We start from the raw sequence: 17,633 nt of genomic DNA, 5'->3' as shown, positions 1-17,633 counted from the left end.
CTACTTTGCTCTATATAATTCACAGCATTTTTTTGTTAACTCTCTCACTCTACTAATATAGGCTGTACGTTCATTCACACCAAGCACACCTCTTGCATCAAGTAGATTAAGTAGATGGCTCGTTTTAATACATTGGTCATAAGCTGCTATCGGCAATTCTTTTTCAACAAGGAATTTACACAGTTTTTCTGTATCCTCAAACTGCTGTTGTACTACTTTAGTATCATAATAATCAAGTGCCAGGTAAGAAAACTCTCGCTCTCTTTGTTTAAAAATATCTCCATAAGTTGCACCGCTACCGTTCCACATTATGTCGTAAACATTATCTACACCTTGTATGCACATTGCTAAACGCTCTAACCCATATGCTACTTCACCAGGAATTATTCTGCAGTCAATACCTCCCACTTGCTGTATATAAGTAAGTTGTGTTACTTCCATTCCGTTGCATGTAACCTCCCAACCAAGACCGGATGCACCAACACTTGGGTTTTCCCAATCATCTTCAATAAACTTAATATCATATTCTTTTGTCGATACACCAAGAGCTTTTAAGCTATTTAAGTAAATATCTTGCAAATTGCTGCCAGATGGTTTTATTATAACTTGGTATTGATGATGCTGATATAAACGATTAGGGTTGTCGCCATAGCGTCCGTCTGCAGGTCTGATTACTGGCTGTAGATACGCAATTTTTGTTGATTTTTCGTCAATCGCTGACATGATTGTTGCGGGATGTAGTGTTCCAGCTCCAACTTCAGACGTATATGGATGAAGTATAGTACACCCTTCATCTGCCCAAAAATCTTGTAATCCCTTTATTATATCCTGTAGATTCACGCAAACTGTATATCTTTTAAACTGAATACATAAGCAAATAAATACTATTCTATACTTATTTTTTTAATAGTGCCATGAAAATAGTCACTCAAGGCTATTGAACTTTCTTTTACATACTCAAATATGCTTTTGTTTAAAACAATCGCATCATGCATAGTCAGATCGCAGAATATAAATGCAGTCAAGTACAATAAAATCACTGCATAAAACACATGAAAAATCCCTTCAAATGTGATTGATATTGCATTGTTATAACTAAGCTGTATCGTACTTATCGGCCATGGTTTTATTACTTCTACAATATTAAAAAATAAATAAGGTATTATAAAGAAAAAGAACAAATGCATAAGATCATTAAACCAAAATGGACATTGAAGTATTGCTTTACATATACTTAGATAGAATTTACTTACAGTATAATAAATTGACATTATTGCCGGCATCGAAAGCGCAACAGTCAGCACCTGTCCTGATGCTATTTGTATTACTATATTCTCATCACTGCTGGCTGAAGGATCTTGAATGTGAAAAATGGATATTGCAACTAATTGCAGCACTAACATAACTATTGCTAGCTTGGTAAAAATGGCAGCTACAACTATGCCTGTATTCGGCATTTTATATAGTATAAAATCACCTCCGTATGTAAGCATTAATATAATGTCGGTAATAAATAATATTAGAAAAGAAGACCAATAATGCTGCCAACCCGGTAAATACCCTACTCCTAAAAAAGAGCTTACTATTTTGGCAGGAAAAACCTTGCCTAGCACCTTACCCAAAAATTGAAAAAAAATCCCCATGTCCTAACTAACACTTGACTTATATTTTTCACAATACTGAATTGTAATGGACTTATCAATACACTTCTTGCATAGAAAAAAGGCAAATAGTTAAAAACGATCTAAGTTTAGCAATAACCGTTGCCCCTTCTATCGTCATCCCAGTGCCCAGGGATTGGCTCTTTTTTTTCTAGATTCCAGTACTGGAATGAGATCTTCAATATTCTTACATCTGATCTCAAACTATGGAATAACACCGTTATACGTACTGGAATATGGGCATCATTCAAGCAGCTGATCTCTATGATGGCATCATCCCAGTACTGGGATCCAGAACAGGTAATAAGAACTGGTCACGCGCTGGCCTGAAGCTTTAACTATAAATATTAAAAAATTTACCAGGCGAAAAAAAAGGCAAAAGAATCCCCCAGTAGTGAGTTTTATAATTTAAATTGGCGTTGTAATAATGTGCTAACAAGCGCGATTTGGCTGAACGTAGAAAAAATAAAAAAGACATGCAGCCGCTATAATTTTATGTAATCTGCCAATATATACCTGAGTTTTTTACTGAATTTTTGTTGTTAAATCTGCAGAGATTAAAAACAAGGATAAATACTCTTATTGATATGATAAGGAAAGTGGGAAGGTTTGTCAAGTCACTTCGGCCAGCTACCTACTTAGATGTTCCACACTGCTAAGTAGATACCAAATTTTTTGCAACATCAAGTGCAGCATAGGTAAATATTGCACTTGCACCTGCACGTTTAAAACCAATTAAGGACTCATAAATCACTCTGTTATAATCCAGCCAGCCATTATTTGCTGCAGCTTTTATCATTGCGTATTCACCGCTTACTTGGTAAGCAAAAATCGGAAAATTGAACTTGTCACTTGCTGTTTTTATTATATCTAAGTATGGCATACCCGGCTTTATCATAATAAAATCTGCACCTTCATTTATATCCATTTCAATTTCGCAGATTGCTTCGCGTGCATTTCGATAATCCATTTGATAACCACTTTTGTCGATGAAATTTGATGATGCGCACGAACCGACAACTTGCCTGAACGGCGCATAGAAGCTAGAACAGTACTTTACTGCATAGGACAATATTGACACATTCTGAAAGTTATTATCATCCAATGTTTTTCTTATTTTTCCTATCCTGCCATCCATCATATCAGAAGGAGCAACTATATCGCATCCTGCTTTTGCTAAAACAAGCGCTTGCTTACACAATATTGACACAGTCTCGTCATTTTCTACATCTATCCTACTGCTTTTTAAAATGCCATCATGACCGTGAGTAGTGTATGGGTCTAGTGCAATGTCTGCAATAATGCCAATATCCGGTACATTTGATTTTACAGCACAAATTGCTTTACAGATTAAATTGTCAGGATTGTACGCTTCCTCGGCGTTTTCAGATTTTAGTTTACTATCAACTACAGGAAAAATTGCAACAGCATTAATCCCCGAGTCCTTAGCTTTCTGAATTATAGAAATTAATCCATCTATTGAATAACATTTGATATCAGGTAAGCCAGAAATTGGCTCAATTGTTTCTTCTCCGTCATGAACAAATAAGGGAAAAATCAAATCATTTACTGATAAAGTGCTTTCACTTGTTAAATTGCGAATCCACTTGCCTGAGCGCCTACGCCTTAACCTTGTATTTGGGAAATTAAACATTGGATCCAGGCAAATTCCCAGTAAAAAGCAACACTCCTGAAATGAGTATTACCCAAAGTACCGATATTGGCAAAAATACTTTCCAACCAAGACGCATTAATTGATCATAACGATAACGAGGTATTGTAGCTCTAATCCAAACAAATATAAACAAAAGTACAACTATCTTCAAAACAAACCAGATTAAACTAGGAATTTTATACAGCAAACTAAGCTCTAATGGAGGATACCACCCTCCTAGAAAGAATATTGTCATCATAGCGCTTGCTAAAATCATATTTGCATATTCTCCCAAGAAAAAGAGAGCAAAAGGCATTGATGAATACTCGACGTTATACCCAGAGACGAGCTCTGCTTCAGCTTCTGGTAAGTCAAATGGGTGACGATTAGTTTCGGCAAGCAAAGAAATAAAAAATATTATTCCTATAGGAATTAGTAATAAATCAATCCAAAATGGCATATTATGTTTCGCTACCACCATCTCTCCAAGATTTAATGTGCCAGTTGTAATAACAACTGTAGCAACTATTAGACCTATTGAAACTTCATATGAAATCATTTGAGCAGCTGACCTTATAGCGCCAAGAAATGCATAATTAGAATTACTAGACCAGCCTGCAATAATAATGCCATATATTCCCAAAGAGGATATAGCTAGCACATAAAGCACTCCAACATTAATATTTGCTATTACCTTAGGGATTATTACCTGCTGTCCATTTTCTGTAATTATTTCAGCTCCAAATGGTATAACTGCCCAGGAAATTAATGCTAAAATAAAGGTGAGCATTGGAGCCATAATAAACAGTATGGTGTTTGCTCTAAATGGTATTATCGGCTCTTTAATTATCAATTTGATAGCATCTGCAAATGGCTGTAGTAGCCCAAATGGCCCTACTACACTTGGACCATGCCTTAGTTGAATTGCACCAATAACTTTACGCTCAAAGTACACTAAATATGCTACTGAAAGCAAAAGTGGAATAAGAAGAAAAAGAATATCAAATATCAAGTACATGCAACCCTAAATCAAAAAAATAGTTCATAATTGTGGCAATAAAAAATACAGCAAATGCTCTAGACACAAAAGACAATGTCCCTATTGAAATCAATAGGACAACACTTTTCTGTACAGCATTTAGCTTAATAGAATAGTAAAATGATATGCATATGAATGACACTAGTGACATCATAATTAAGATCATTGTAAGAGGCAAATAATTCCCTCTTCCCTCGGTAACTATAATAAATGTTATTGCCATCCATACATATCCTTCCGTAAATAGTGCAATAATATCATTGATAAAATCAACTAGCTTATAAACGAACTGTTTTTCTAATGTATTTTGTTCTTTACACAAAAATATAGAGTTTAATTTTCGTTGAAAATATACCAGAGTTATTAGTAATAATGGTGTTAGAATAAATAAAATATTAAGTAGAGTGTTCATAAAAATCCTTAGTACAATCTGCCATTATTTTTGAAGCGCGACTTATTGAGTCTGTCATATAAAAATTACACTTTTTTAGAGTGAAAGAGATATTACTTAATTTTATTTCATCACAGGTAATTGGTACCCATTTGTTTTTCACCACTTGGTCAGCATCTCTAAACTGTGGACCAATAGTGTATAATTTCTTCCTCACATCAAATAAATTATCGTATAGTAAGGAAAGGCCCAAATATTGGGATAAATTTTTTATAATCAACCAATCTTCCTTTGCTTCACCAGGAGGAAAAACAGCTAAATTTGTTCTCTGTACTCGCCCTTCAGTATTTACATAAGTTGCATATTTCTCTGTGTAAGCAGCTCCAGGTAGAATAACATCTGCTATGTGTGCTCCACTATCACCATGATGACCTTGATAAATTACAAATGTACTTTCTAACTTTGATATATCAATTTCATCTGCGCCAAGAAGATAGACTACTTCTATCTCACCACTTTCTGCCTGTTTTAGCATCTGATTAATGTCTTTTCCACCTTTGCTAGGAACGAATCCAATATCGAGTCCACCAACCCTTGCTGCAGCCTTATGCAGTACGTTAAAGCCATTCCAGTCATCTCTGATCATGTTAAATTTTTCTGCAATTTTGCCAGCTAGAGCTAAAACTGATTCAGAATCATCTCTTATTAATGCATCTTGACCGATAATTAGCATAGGGTTCTGAGCCGCACTCAGTAACTCGCAGAATTTGTGATTTCCCTCTTCTATTTCTTTTAGAACGTTTGGACCATCACCTAATCTTTCAACATTATATAGATATTCAAGATTAGGACCAATATTTGCAATAGTGAAATTACCTTGTAAATATCTCTTTCTCAATCTTGCGTTAATTATTGGTGCTTCTATCCTTGGATTCGTATTGATTAGCAAGCATAAATCTGCACTTTCTATACCTTGAATAGTGGTATTGAACACATAAGATCCACGATTACTTGATATAAGATTTGCACCATCTTGCCTGCAGTCTATATTCCCCGAACCAAGCTTCTGCATCACTTCTTTGAGTAGAAGCATAGACTCACAATCTGCTAAATCACCTGCAATTGCAGCTATTTTATTTGATTTTGTATTCTTTAATTTCTTTGCAGCAAAAGCCAATGCTTCATTCCAATCAACTGGAATTAATTTGCCCTCTTTTTTTATATAAGGTCGATCGAGGCGTTGTACTTTGAGTCCATCGTAAGCAAAACGAGTTTTGTCTGATATCCATTCTTCGTTCACTTCTTCATTGAGTCTTGGCAATATTCGCATAACTTCAGGACCACGACAATCAACTCTAATATTACTTCCCACAGCATCTAGCACATCTATAGTCTCACAATGTGATAGCTCCCATGGACGCGCTGTAAAGGAGTAAGGCTTTGAAGTTAAAGCCCCTACCGGGCAGAGATCTATGATATTTCCAGATAATTCAGAACTAATATGCCTTTTTATGTAAGTGCTAATCTCTACATTTTCTCCCCTTCCGATTCCTCCAAGTTCATTTGTACCTGCAACATCAGACAAAAATCTAACACATCGAGTACAATGAATGCATCTATTCATTGCAGTTCCAATCAGTGGACCAAAATGTTTTTTTGGCACAGCTCTTTTATGCTCATCAAGTCTGCTGGTTCCTTTCCCATAAGCCATCGTGATATCTTGCAAATCGCATTCACCACCTTGATCGCAAATTGGGCAATCAAGCGGGTGGTTAATTAGCAAAAACTCAAGCACACCTTCACGTGCTTTTTTAACCTTAGGGGTATCAGTGTGAATAACCATCCCTTCTGCAACTGGCATTGCACAAGAGGCTACTGGTTTTGGAGGTCCACCCTCCACTTCAACCAAACACATTCTACAGTTACCAGCAATTGCTAAACGCTCATGATAACAAAAACGTGGAATTTCAACGCCCACAACTTCACAAGCTTGAATTATAGTGAGCCCATGCTCTACTTCACATTCCTTAGAATTAATAGTAACTTTAACCACAACTATTATACAGCTTCCCACTTTATAGGATTGCCGCTCACCTCATCTTCAACCAGATTGCCGTTGTCATATTGAGCAGACATATAATTCATGCGCGAATCACGATCTATATATCTAACAGGTTTTACCGGTTTATCTTTATACATTTTTTGCTCGGCTTTCTTACGCTGAGTAGGGTTATTTTTACTAGCTGTCTTTGCTTTCCCACCTGCTGCCATATAAACTCCTAAAAACTTCTTATTTTATTTTAACACTTAAGTATACACCGTCAATGCTAAATAGCTTTAAAGTTTTAATAGTCCATCATTACAATCATCATTTGAACAAAATACTTTCTCTTGATGCTGCTCAAGTGTGTAACTTTAGAATCCCCAAAAAAGAAAATGTAAGTTACTTTGATGATATCATTTTCTACGTCTTATAAATAGACATTCATGTAGCCGTAAATTAAGCTATAAACTCAATACAAAGATCCTTAATTATTAATCTCATAGTACTTCTCAACCAACTTATTTAGCAACCTTACACCGAAACCTACTGCCCCTCTTGGAGAAATATCAGTGCCTTTTTCGTGCCAAGCAGTGCCTGCAATGTCTAAATGTGCCCAACAAGTGTCGTTTACAAAACGCTGTAGAAACTGTGCAGCCATTATACTATCTCCACCAGAACCTGCAGGAGCTATATTTTGCACATCAGCAATCGGCGAATCAATAATTTTGTTATAAGTTTCATTCATAGGAAAGCGCCATAATTTTTCATTTACTTCATTTCCTGCATCAATCAGATGATTTGCTAATTCATCGTTATTTGAAAAAAGACCAGCATATTCATTATTTCCAAGCGCAACCACTATAGCACCAGTTAAAGTTGCAAGATCAACCATAAATTTAGGTGAGAATCTGTCTTGCGTATACCACAAAGCATCTGCAAGTATGAGCCTTCCTTCTGCATCAGTGTTCAACACTTCTATCGTCTGTCCAGACATCGAAGTTACTACATCACTTGGTCTTTGAGCATTACCGTCCACTGCATTTTCTGCAAGTGCAACTACACCAACTGCATTTACCTTTGCTTTTCGTCCAGCTAGAGTACGCATCACCCCAACCACAGTAGCAGAACCCGCCATGTCATATTTCATTGACTCCATGCCACGCGAAGGCTTGAGTGACACTCCACCAGTATCAAACGTTATGCCTTTACCCACAAAAGCTACAGGCTTTTGTTCCTTGGAAGCTCCATTCCATTTGATCACTACTAATTTTGGCTCTTTACTACTTCCCTGTGCTACCCCAAGCAATGCTCCCATTTTTTTCTCTTCCATCTGTTTCTTACCAAGCACTTCGATTTCAAGGCCAAGCTTAGTAAGCTCGGTTTTTATATAATCAGCATAGGATTCTGGATATAAAACATTAGGTGGTTCAATGGTAAGAGTACGTGCAAGAAATATGCCTTCACCTTCTTGTCTTAAACGCTCAAATGATTTTTCAGCACTACTGAATTGCTCATCTTTCGTTAGCACTGTGATCTCCTCTACTTCTGTAACTTTTTCATCCTTTTTGGTTTTATACTTATCAAATTTAAAACTGCGCAAAAATGCACCGTATGCAACATTTGCTGCATTGCCTTCGATTGAGATTGCCGCTCGCTTGATTCTTAATCTGCTTAGCTCACAATATATTTTACCACCAATATTTAATCCTTTGCTTTCATCCCATTCATCTCTCATTCCAAGACCAGCAACTATAATATTTTTTCCCTCTGATGAAGTAATGGAGAAAAATTCACCAAAACCTCCATTAAAACCACTAAATTTCTTGATGTTATCTATAGCTTGCTTATCTTGTAGAACATTAGTTATAAACTTATCACCCTCAAACAAACCTACCACTAGCGTCTCAAAATCGGGTAAAGCTTTAGAAATTGTTATCTTCATCGTTGACATCTCCGTTGCAAATAATTGTAAGCTGCACATAAAATATAGTAAAAACATTAGTAAGATATTTTTCATATACATTTTAAGTACAATAGCGCTTAAGACTACTATGAACTCCCCTGATATGCAAGGGCTTTATCTTTTATCAGAAAATTTGTTATGCCCACCTAGGGTTATATTAAATGTGTAGGTCTTCATGGCCTGATTGTTATAAGTAAATGGTGCTATCAGAAGGCTTGCAAGTCCACTCTCAATAAGATTACCAAGAAGAAGATCATCACAGTTATCGCAATTATGATCAGCAAAAAACATTTGTGTTGTGAATTCTGGAAAATCTGGATGTTGGACCAAAAAGTTGATGTGTGGAGCCCTATCACCAATTTTACCTGGTACTATTGTAATAAAATTATAATAGCCAAGGTTATTTACTACAAATCTTCCTGATCCAGCAAAATTTGGATCAAGCTCCACATTTTCATCATAATAGCTCATGCCAAGTGAGTCTGCGTGCCATATAGAAACCACAGCATTTTGTATCGGTAAGCAATTTACATCAGTAACTCTACCCACTACATTTATTAATTCTCCTGCTGCATTATTTGGAGAGCCAGGTTTTCTTCTTAAATTATTTGAAGAGTTAAAGCTTTTTGGCCTTGTTTCAAGATCATAAATCCCTGGAGTTTCAATACAATTAAGCAAAATAGGATCAGCTGCAAATAATGACAAATCGAATATAAACTGTACTAAAAACGCTAATAAGATATTTTTTACATTCATTTTGTTTATAGTGCTTTTATCAGAATTATAGCAACCTTTTTCTTTTATTAAAGACAAGACTTTCTTTGAAGCCTCCTTAGAATCACAACTATCCTTTCAGTGTATGAGTTTTAGGTTTTAGTACTGCATACACAACTGCACGGACTTCCAATTTAGAAATTGCAAATCAATCCAAACACGCAAGTGTAATGTTACCGCCACATGCTGTAGTGTTGACACTTACAACCTTTTCTATAGAAAAACGTTGCAGATAATTAGGACCACCAGCTTTTGGTCCGGTACCTGACAGTCCTCTACCGCCAAATGGTTGCATTCCAACTGCTGCACCTATTTGATTGCGATTGATGTATACATTTCCAACTGATATTTTCTTGCTTATTAAATCGATCTGACTTTGTACACGGCTTTGCAAAGAAAACGTAAGTCCATATCCTGTATTGTTTATATCACTTATAACTTCATTTAACTGCGACTTATTAAAACGTATGATATGTAAAATAGGCCCAAACACTTCTTGCTTTAATTGCGAAATTTTTTGTATCTCATAAATGTACGGAGGAAAGAAATAACCATTATAAGAATTTGTATCCATGGGTACCTTGGACAAAAGGTTTGAATCTTCATCCCTTGATATTTTTTCCGTATGTTTAGTGAGCATATCAATAGATGCTTTGTCAATTATTGGACCAATATCTGTGCTCAGTTGTATTGGGTCACCTATCTTTAGTTCTTGAGCTGCATTGCATATCATTTTTATTTGTTTTTCTGCTATATCTTCTTGAATAAATAGCACTCTGAGAGCAGAACAACGTTGACCGCCACTGCGAAATGCAGAAATTAAAACATCCTTAGTTACCTGCTCTAAAAGAGCAGAACTATCAACAATCATAGCATTTAATCCACCAGTCTCAGCGATAAGTGGCACAATAGGACCATCTCTACTAGCAAGCATTCGATTAATTATTTGAGCAGTTTGTGTTGAACCAGTAAAAGCTACACCGGAAATTCTATTATCTGGCACTAATGTTTTACCTAAATACCAACCATCCCCTGGAATAAGGTGTAGCACATTTTTTGGTATTCCAGCTTCGTGTAGTATCTTAACGGCTTCACAGGCAATAATCGGCGTTTGCTCTGCCGGTTTTGCCAGCACTGCATTACCTGCTGCAAGTGCAGCTGAAACCTGTCCAATGAAGATAGCGAGTGGAAAATTCCACGGTGATATGCATAAGAAAACTCCTCTGCCTTCAAAAAAGATGAAGTTATCTTCACCTGTTGGACCTGGCAATTTTTTCCAGTCATTCAGTTCATTTTTTGCTATCATTGCATAATAGCGCAAAAAGTCGATTGCCTCTCTTACTTCTGCTATTGCATCGGATAAAATTTTTCCTGCTTCTACAATCAGAATATAAATTAACTCTTTCATCCTTTCCTCAAGCAAATCTGCAGCTTTTTCAAGGCATTTAGCGCGCTCTTCTGCTGAAACATTCTGCCACTTAGTAAAAGCACTATGTGCTATTTCAAGAGCATTTAAAGCCTGAGCACTTGTTGCACTTGACACTTCTCCAATTACATTTTCCAAATGTGCAGGATTCACTACTTCGGTAAATTCCGCACTGTCAAGAAACGACTCTCCATCAATTATTGGGCCAACTTGCCATTTCTTTTCACTAAATTCCCTTATATCATTTGCAAATTGTGAAACTGCAATTGAATCGCTAATATCCATCCCCAAGGAGTTTTTTCTTTCCTCTCCAAAAATATCTCGTGGCAACGGGATGCTTGGATGAGGCTCATATTCTAAGCTTTTAGCTTTTTCTAATGGATCTGAGACTAATTCTTCAATTTTAACGTCAGAATCATTTACTTGATTGACAAACGAGCTATTAGCTCCATTTTCAAGAAGGCGCCTAATAAGATATGGTAATAAATCACTATGTTTACCAACCGGTGCATATATACGACAATTGATGCTTGTTGCAAGTTCTGAAATTGCATAATCATACAAACTTTTACCCATTCCATGTAAGCGCTGAAACTCAAACCCAGGATGATTTTTATCGGCAAGCTCTATTATAGTAGCAAAAGTATAAGCATTATGAGTTCCAAAACATGGATAAAAGTGATTCTCTTTGCTTAAAAGTTTCTGCGCACAGGCAAGATAGCATACATCTGTGTGGCTTTTTCTAGTAAACACCGGATAACCAATTAACCCTAATTCTTGTGTGCGCTTGATTTCTGAGTCCCAATATGCTCCTTTTACAAGCCTCACCATAATTTTATGCTTTGATCGAATGGCAACATCTTCAACAAAATCAAGAACAGATAAAGCACGTTTTTGATACGCTTGCACAGCCAAGCCAAGCCCCTCCCACTTAGAAAGTGAATCATCAAGACGCAATTGCTCAAATAAAACTAATGACATCTCAAGTCTTTCTGATTCTTCTGCATCTATACAAAGTGAAATGTTATATTTCTTCGCTTCATGACACAGTTCCAGCAACTTAGCTCTCAGCTCTTCAGCTATATTACCAAATTGGCTAAATTCATAACGTGAGTGCAGTGAAGACAATTTGATTGAAACCCCTTGAGATTTAAAGCAATCATTTATGTCAGCAGATTCACCTATGGCTTTTATTGCATGCATGTATAAATTAAAATACTCTTCCGCATCCTCAACTGTGCAAGCAGATTCACCAAGCATATCAAAAGAGCATAAATACTTACTGTAGTCATCTGATTTCACACTTTCCAATGCTTTTTCTATAGTTTCTCCAACAATAAAATGCTTGCCAAGAATGGATATTGCTTGTTTCACCGCTTTGCGGATTATTGGCTCTCCTAAATTTTTCAATAACCTGGAAATTATGTGATAGAATTTTGAATCCTCTTCATTGTTTCTTAATATACTGCTTCCTATAATTAAACTCCATGTAGAAGCATTAACAAACAATGAAGAGGAACGCCCCAGGTGTTTATTCCATTCTTGGTTGGCAATTTTATCTTTGATCAATTCATCTATTGTGTAATCGTCTGGTATTCTAAGTAATGATTCAGCAAGACACATTAGCGCTACTCCTTCGTCGTTAGAAAGTGAGTACTGTTGTATAAAAGAATCTATAATGCCTAATTTACTACCTCTAATCTTTTCGACAATTTGTTTTGCAATATTGTAAACTATGTTTTTTGAATCAGCCGAAAGTTCTGATTTTTCTACAAGATAACGTACGTGACTTTTTTCATCAGCACGATAAAATGCCTGCAATCGTTTTCGTAATGCGTTAGGTTCTTGTATAGAACTGATCATAATTATCTACAAAACACCCTTTACCATATGTAAGGTAAGATTATATCATAACTTTGCATCGAATAAATTATTATTTAAATAAAGAGCCAGAATCGATTCAAAAAACCTAGTTAATGACTGTGATAGCTCAAAAGGACTGCGCAAGTATATAGCTCAACACTCCACCACTCATCAAGTACTTAACCTCAGTTGCAGTTTGTACACAGCACTTGAGTTGAATGGATTGCTCTGAATCATCCTTTCTTTTAATGATACATTCTAGATTTCCATTTGGTACTACTTCACCTTTTATGCTCACTATCTCACTACCATCAAATACCTTTCTCGTTACTCCATCCTGAAATGCAAGTGGAAGAACACCCATACCGACCAAATTGGACCTATGTATGCGTTCAAAACTTTCTGCAATCACAGCTTTAATTCCCAGTAATGCAGTACCCTTTGCTGCCCAATCCCTACTTGAACCTGTACCATATTCTTTTCCTGCAATAACAACTAATGGAACAGCTTCTCTTTTATATTGCATTGCTGCATCAAAAATTGACATAGTTTCTTGAGAAGGAATATGTTTTGTATAGCCACCCTCAGCGCTCACCATTTTATTTCTTATTCTGATATTAGCAAAGGTTCCACGCATCATTACGTTGTGGTTACCGCGGCGAGATCCATATGAATTGAAATCTTGCGGTTCAACTCCAAGACCTTTTAAATATATGCCTGCAGGACTATTTGAGGCAATATTTCCAGCAGGGGAAATGTGGTCGGTAGTGACGCTATCGCCAAACATCGCTAGTATTTGCGCATTCTTTATATCAACTATGTTGCTTTTATTGTTCTTAGTCGATAAATTATCAAAATAGGGAGGGTTTTGTATATAAGTGCTTTTCGCGTCCCAATCATAGATTTCACCTTTCTCACACTTTATCTTTTGCCAATGCTCATCACCAGAAAAAACATCCTTATACTTTTGTATGAACATTTCACGCGTCACAACACTTTTAACACAGCTCTCAACTTCATTATTTGTTGGCCATATATCTTTGAGATAGACATCATTTCCATTCTTATCTTTGCATATTGAATCTTTTGTCAAATCAATTTGCACAGTGCCTGCAAGTGCATATGCAACAATAAGTGGCGGAGATGCCAAGTAATTAGCTTTGACTAACGGATGAATTCTTCCTTCAAAGTTACGATTGCCAGACAAAACTGTAGCAACAGTTAAGTTTTTGTTTTTTATATCATCCTCTATATCCTTATTAAGTGGACCAGAATTTCCAATGCAAGTTGTGCAGCCATATCCAACTAGATTAAAACCCAAAGCATTTAGATCTACCTGCAATCCAGACTTTTCTAAATATTCTGTCACAACTTGTGACCCTGGAGCAAGAGAAGTTTTAACCCAAGGCTTTGATTTTAATCCAAGTTTAATTGCATTACGAGCTACAAGACCTGCAGCAATCATCACACTTGGATTTGAGGTGTTAGTGCAGCTTGTTATTGCTGCAATCACTACGCTGCCACTCTGGAGCTGATCGCCATAGATAGGTTCCAACGGAGGTCTGTTTGTCTCATTAATAGGAAAAGATGTAGAAAAAGATTCCGCTACTTCTGAAAGGAAAATCTTATCCTGTGGTCTTTTAGGACCAGCCATCACTGGCTTTACGCTTGATAAATCAAGCTCTAGTGTGTCAAAAAATGCTAACTCATTACTGCTACGCCACAATCCCTGCTCTTTTGAATAGACTTCAACTAATTTGATCAGCTCTTCTGGTCGCCCTGTTAAATGTAAATAATCGAGTGTTTTCTGATCAATTGGAAAAAACCCACAAGTTGCACCATACTCTGGGGCCATGTTAGCTATAGTGGCCCTGTCTGCTAGAGATAAATAATCTAAACCATCACCATAAAATTCTACAAATTTACCAACAACACCTTTTGTTCTTAGGATACTGGTAACCGTCAGCACTAAATCAGTCGCAGTTACTCCTTCCGGTAGTCTGCCAATTAATTTAAATCCAACTACTTCTGGAATCACCATACTAATTGGTTGACCAAGCATCACAGACTCAGCTTCTATGCCTCCAACACCCCAACCAAGGACTGATAACCCGTTAATCATTGTAGTGTGACTGTCAGTACCAACTAAAGTGTCAGGATATATGACCCCATCATTATTACACACAACTTGCGCTAAATACTCAAGGTTTACTTGATGGCAAATTCCAGTACCTGGTGGTACTACTCTAAAATTTGTGAAGGACGACTCTCCCCACTTTAAAAATTGATATCTCTCCAAATTTCTTTTTACTTCTAGCTCAACATTTTTACTGAATGCGGAAGTGCTTCCATAACTATCTACTTGAACAGAGTGATCGATCACAAGATCAACAGTTACAGATGGATTTATTTTGCTTGGGTTACCTCCGTTTTTCTTCACATAATTACGCATTGAAGCTAAGTCAACGACAGCAGGAACTCCTGTGAAATCCTGCATCAAAACCCTTGCTGGCTTGTAGCTAATTTCGTGATTAATGTGTTTCTTGACGCAATTTGCTAATATCTTTATGTCATCTAATTTAACGCTTACTCCATCTTCGTTGCGCAATAAATTTTCAAGCAATACCTTGAGTGAACAAGGCAATTTGGTTAAATTTACTCCTAAGAATTTACCAGCGTTACTTAGGTTAAAGTAGTTATATAACCTTCCATCAATATTTAAAGTCGTCTTTGCATTTAAAGAATTGTTCATCCTGTATTAGTTAAAATTGGAATTACTAGCGCTACTTTTTTGTTGTTGACTTTGCTGCTGATACATAGTTTCAAAATCTATAGGATCTAGCATAAGTGGAGGAAACCCACCACTACTTGTAGTTCTTGCAATTACTTCTCTTGCAAAAGGAAAAAGAAAAGTAGGCCCGCCAATAAACAAAGCTTGTCTTACTTCCTCTTCACTCAACTCTTTCAAATTTTCTATTGAAAAAATACCACAATACTTTATCTCACAAATGAAAGCTATACCATTTTTTATATCTTCATCTTTTACCGTCGCTTTGACTTCTATATGCAAAGTAATTTCATGAAAAGGTTTTTCTTCATTTATTCCTTCTTTGCTTTCCGTTCCTTCTAATTTTGCTGAATTAATATTAACCGTTACATTAATATCGGGAGCTTTACTAGAAGGAAGGAATGGCGAATTTGGATTCTCAAACGAAAGATCTTTGACATACTGACCATGAATTTTCATTTTGTGTTGTAACATTTCTTACTTCTCCTTTAATTAAGTTGAGATATTTAATACTTTCTTATATAATATATTCATTTATAAACGAATAGCAAACCTAACTATAGGCTAATATGCAAAACATATTTTTATCAATAATTAATAATATTTAGATACTTTATATACCAAGGGGTTAAGTTACCATGATAGAGCTTGTAATATATGCTTTACTAGCGGCGTTTATTTTTTCACGCTTATACAATTCTTTAGGAAGATCAGCCAGTCTCAACCTAAAAAAGCTAACAGTTGTATTGGATGCAAGTCAAAGTAAAGAGGATGTGGTAGAAAATATCGAAGATTATATTTATAGCAACGACAAAAGTTCAATAGAAGCTACTTATAAACAAATATTACAAAAAAACAGAGAGTTCTCTATTTCCAATTTTATAGAAGGTTCAAGCATAGCTTTTGAATTAATAATTAAATATTTTAACCAAGGGAATTTACCTCAATTAAAATCCCTTCTGGACAAAGATTTGTATAACAGCTTTGTGGATAAGATTAAGCATCGTAAAGAGATACACGAGTCTATAATTGTTTCTATCGTTTCACAAAAGATCTTAGAAATAAAGCTAGTAAAAAACGTAATATTTATTGCAGTATATTTCCTTTCAGAGCAAATTAACTTCGTTAAGAATAATGAAGGAGATATCATATCAGGTAGTATGTCTACTATTAACAAAGTTGAGGATGTATGGCAATTCAAAAAAAATATTAATTCATCAGATCCAACCTGGTTGCTTGTTTCCATTAACTACAAGAAGGCAAGTACCGATAAAAATTTAACAGCAAATGACAAGTAAGATTAGTTACACCGATGGAAAGTAGGCTACGAGAAATAGTACTTGATACTGAAACTACAGGTCTTGACACTGAGTCTGGCCATCGAATTATTGAGATAGGATGTGTAGAACTAATTAACCGTATTCCAACAGGTAAAACATTTCATCGATATCTTAATCCAGAGAGAGATATACCTTACCACTCATTTAAGATTCATGGTATTAGTGAGGAGTTTTTGGAAGATAAGCCACTATTTTCAGATGTTGCACTTGAATTTCTTGACTTCATATCTAATGACATCTTGGTAATTCATAATGCTGAGTTTGATATTAAGTTCCTTAATATGGAGTTAAACAAGTTGAATGCCGGGTTAATTTCCTCAGATAGAGTGCTAGATACATTACCACTTGCAAGAAAAAAGTTTGTAGGATCACCTGCTTCTTTAAATGCATTATGCAAGCGTTTTGATATATCGCTAGAAGGTAGAGAGTTACACGGAGCATTAGTTGATGCTCAATTGCTTGCAAAGGTCTATGTTGAGCTTACAGGAGGATTGCAAACCTTTTTATTTAATAATGAATGTGCTCAGGACAATAACTCTACGTTTATTCAGCATAAAGTGCGTAATTTAGCTCGCAGAGAACATTCACCAAGTATTAAAGAAATTGATGAGCATAAGAAATTGTTAGATAAAATTAACAACCCACTTTGGAAGGAATATATTGAATCAATCAACTAATCAATATATGATT

The 17,633-nt window shown here is 35.9% G+C and carries 14 protein-coding genes; 2 read left to right on the top strand and 12 right to left on the bottom strand.

What is annotated here, in order from left to right; all coding sequences use genetic code 11:
• The 12 genes from ACICP1_RS00890 to secB all read right to left on the bottom strand — a co-directional run bounded on the left by ACICP1_RS00890 (position 1) and on the right by secB (position 16,077).
• Positions 1-840, bottom strand: coding sequence for a glycine--tRNA ligase subunit alpha (locus tag ACICP1_RS00890; RefSeq protein WP_265030571.1), 840 nt, complete (start codon positions 838-840; stop codon positions 1-3).
• A gap of 44 nt (positions 841-884) precedes the next feature.
• Positions 885-1,643 (bottom strand): phosphatidylglycerophosphatase, encoded by a 759-nt coding sequence (locus ACICP1_RS00885; protein ID WP_211907765.1) that lies wholly within the window; start codon positions 1,641-1,643, stop codon positions 885-887.
• Between the two features lie 673 nt (positions 1,644-2,316).
• Complete coding sequence (gene hemB / locus ACICP1_RS00880; protein WP_395460908.1) at positions 2,317-3,315, bottom strand: porphobilinogen synthase; 999 nt, start codon at positions 3,313-3,315, stop codon at positions 2,317-2,319.
• A complete protein-coding gene (nuoH, locus tag ACICP1_RS00875) occupies positions 3,308-4,333 on the bottom strand; it encodes an NADH-quinone oxidoreductase subunit NuoH (RefSeq protein WP_264682617.1) in 1,026 nt (341 codons plus the stop codon). Before nuoH ends, hemB begins: the two co-directional genes overlap by 8 nt.
• Complete coding sequence (locus tag ACICP1_RS00870; RefSeq protein ID WP_010404400.1) at positions 4,317-4,766, bottom strand: hypothetical protein; 450 nt, start codon at positions 4,764-4,766, stop codon at positions 4,317-4,319. The genes nuoH and ACICP1_RS00870 overlap by 17 nt, the downstream gene beginning before the upstream one ends.
• A complete protein-coding gene (gene nuoG / locus ACICP1_RS00865) occupies positions 4,750-6,798 on the bottom strand; it encodes an NADH-quinone oxidoreductase subunit NuoG (protein WP_265042012.1) in 2,049 nt (682 codons plus the stop codon). Before nuoG ends, ACICP1_RS00870 begins: the two co-directional genes overlap by 17 nt.
• A gap of 5 nt (positions 6,799-6,803) precedes the next feature.
• Positions 6,804-7,016, bottom strand: a complete 213-nt coding sequence (locus ACICP1_RS00860; RefSeq protein ID WP_006279675.1) for a hypothetical protein — start codon at positions 7,014-7,016, stop codon at positions 6,804-6,806.
• Positions 7,017-7,273: 257 nt separating this feature from the next.
• Positions 7,274-8,770 carry a leucyl aminopeptidase gene (locus ACICP1_RS00855; RefSeq protein WP_353279976.1) on the bottom strand — a complete coding sequence of 499 codons (1,497 nt, stop codon included), beginning with the start codon at positions 8,768-8,770 and terminating at the stop codon, positions 7,274-7,276.
• A 96-nt stretch (positions 8,771-8,866) separates the two neighbouring features.
• A complete protein-coding gene (locus ACICP1_RS00850) occupies positions 8,867-9,508 on the bottom strand; it encodes a protocatechuate 3,4-dioxygenase (RefSeq protein ID WP_064085711.1) in 642 nt (213 codons plus the stop codon).
• Between the two features lie 166 nt (positions 9,509-9,674).
• Positions 9,675-12,815 (bottom strand): bifunctional proline dehydrogenase/L-glutamate gamma-semialdehyde dehydrogenase PutA, encoded by a 3,141-nt coding sequence (putA, locus tag ACICP1_RS00845; protein WP_395460907.1) that lies wholly within the window; start codon positions 12,813-12,815, stop codon positions 9,675-9,677.
• Positions 12,816-12,942: 127 nt separating this feature from the next.
• Positions 12,943-15,567, bottom strand: a complete 2,625-nt coding sequence (acnA, locus tag ACICP1_RS00840; protein WP_395460906.1) for an aconitate hydratase AcnA — start codon at positions 15,565-15,567, stop codon at positions 12,943-12,945.
• A gap of 6 nt (positions 15,568-15,573) precedes the next feature.
• The gene (secB, locus tag ACICP1_RS00835) at positions 15,574-16,077 is read right to left on the bottom strand and encodes a protein-export chaperone SecB (protein WP_064085710.1); all 504 of its coding nucleotides are present in this window, start codon (positions 16,075-16,077) and stop codon (positions 15,574-15,576) included.
• A 164-nt stretch (positions 16,078-16,241) separates the two neighbouring features.
• On the opposite strand from secB, the gene ACICP1_RS00830 reads away from it, so the two are divergent.
• Together ACICP1_RS00830 and dnaQ are read left to right on the top strand one after the other, a co-directional pair.
• Positions 16,242-16,901, top strand: coding sequence for a Tim44/TimA family putative adaptor protein (locus ACICP1_RS00830; RefSeq protein ID WP_010404363.1), 660 nt, complete (start codon positions 16,242-16,244; stop codon positions 16,899-16,901).
• A 14-nt stretch (positions 16,902-16,915) separates the two neighbouring features.
• Complete coding sequence (gene dnaQ / locus ACICP1_RS00825; protein WP_010404360.1) at positions 16,916-17,620, top strand: DNA polymerase III subunit epsilon; 705 nt, start codon at positions 16,916-16,918, stop codon at positions 17,618-17,620.
• Positions 17,621-17,633 lie beyond the last annotated feature (13 nt).

The organism is Wolbachia endosymbiont (group B) of Ablattaria laevigata, from assembly GCF_964277395.1.
Lineage (GTDB): Bacteria > Pseudomonadota > Alphaproteobacteria > Rickettsiales > Anaplasmataceae > Wolbachia.
Note: the sequence above shows the minus strand (reverse complement) of the source record. Positions and strands in the feature narration are given on the sequence as shown.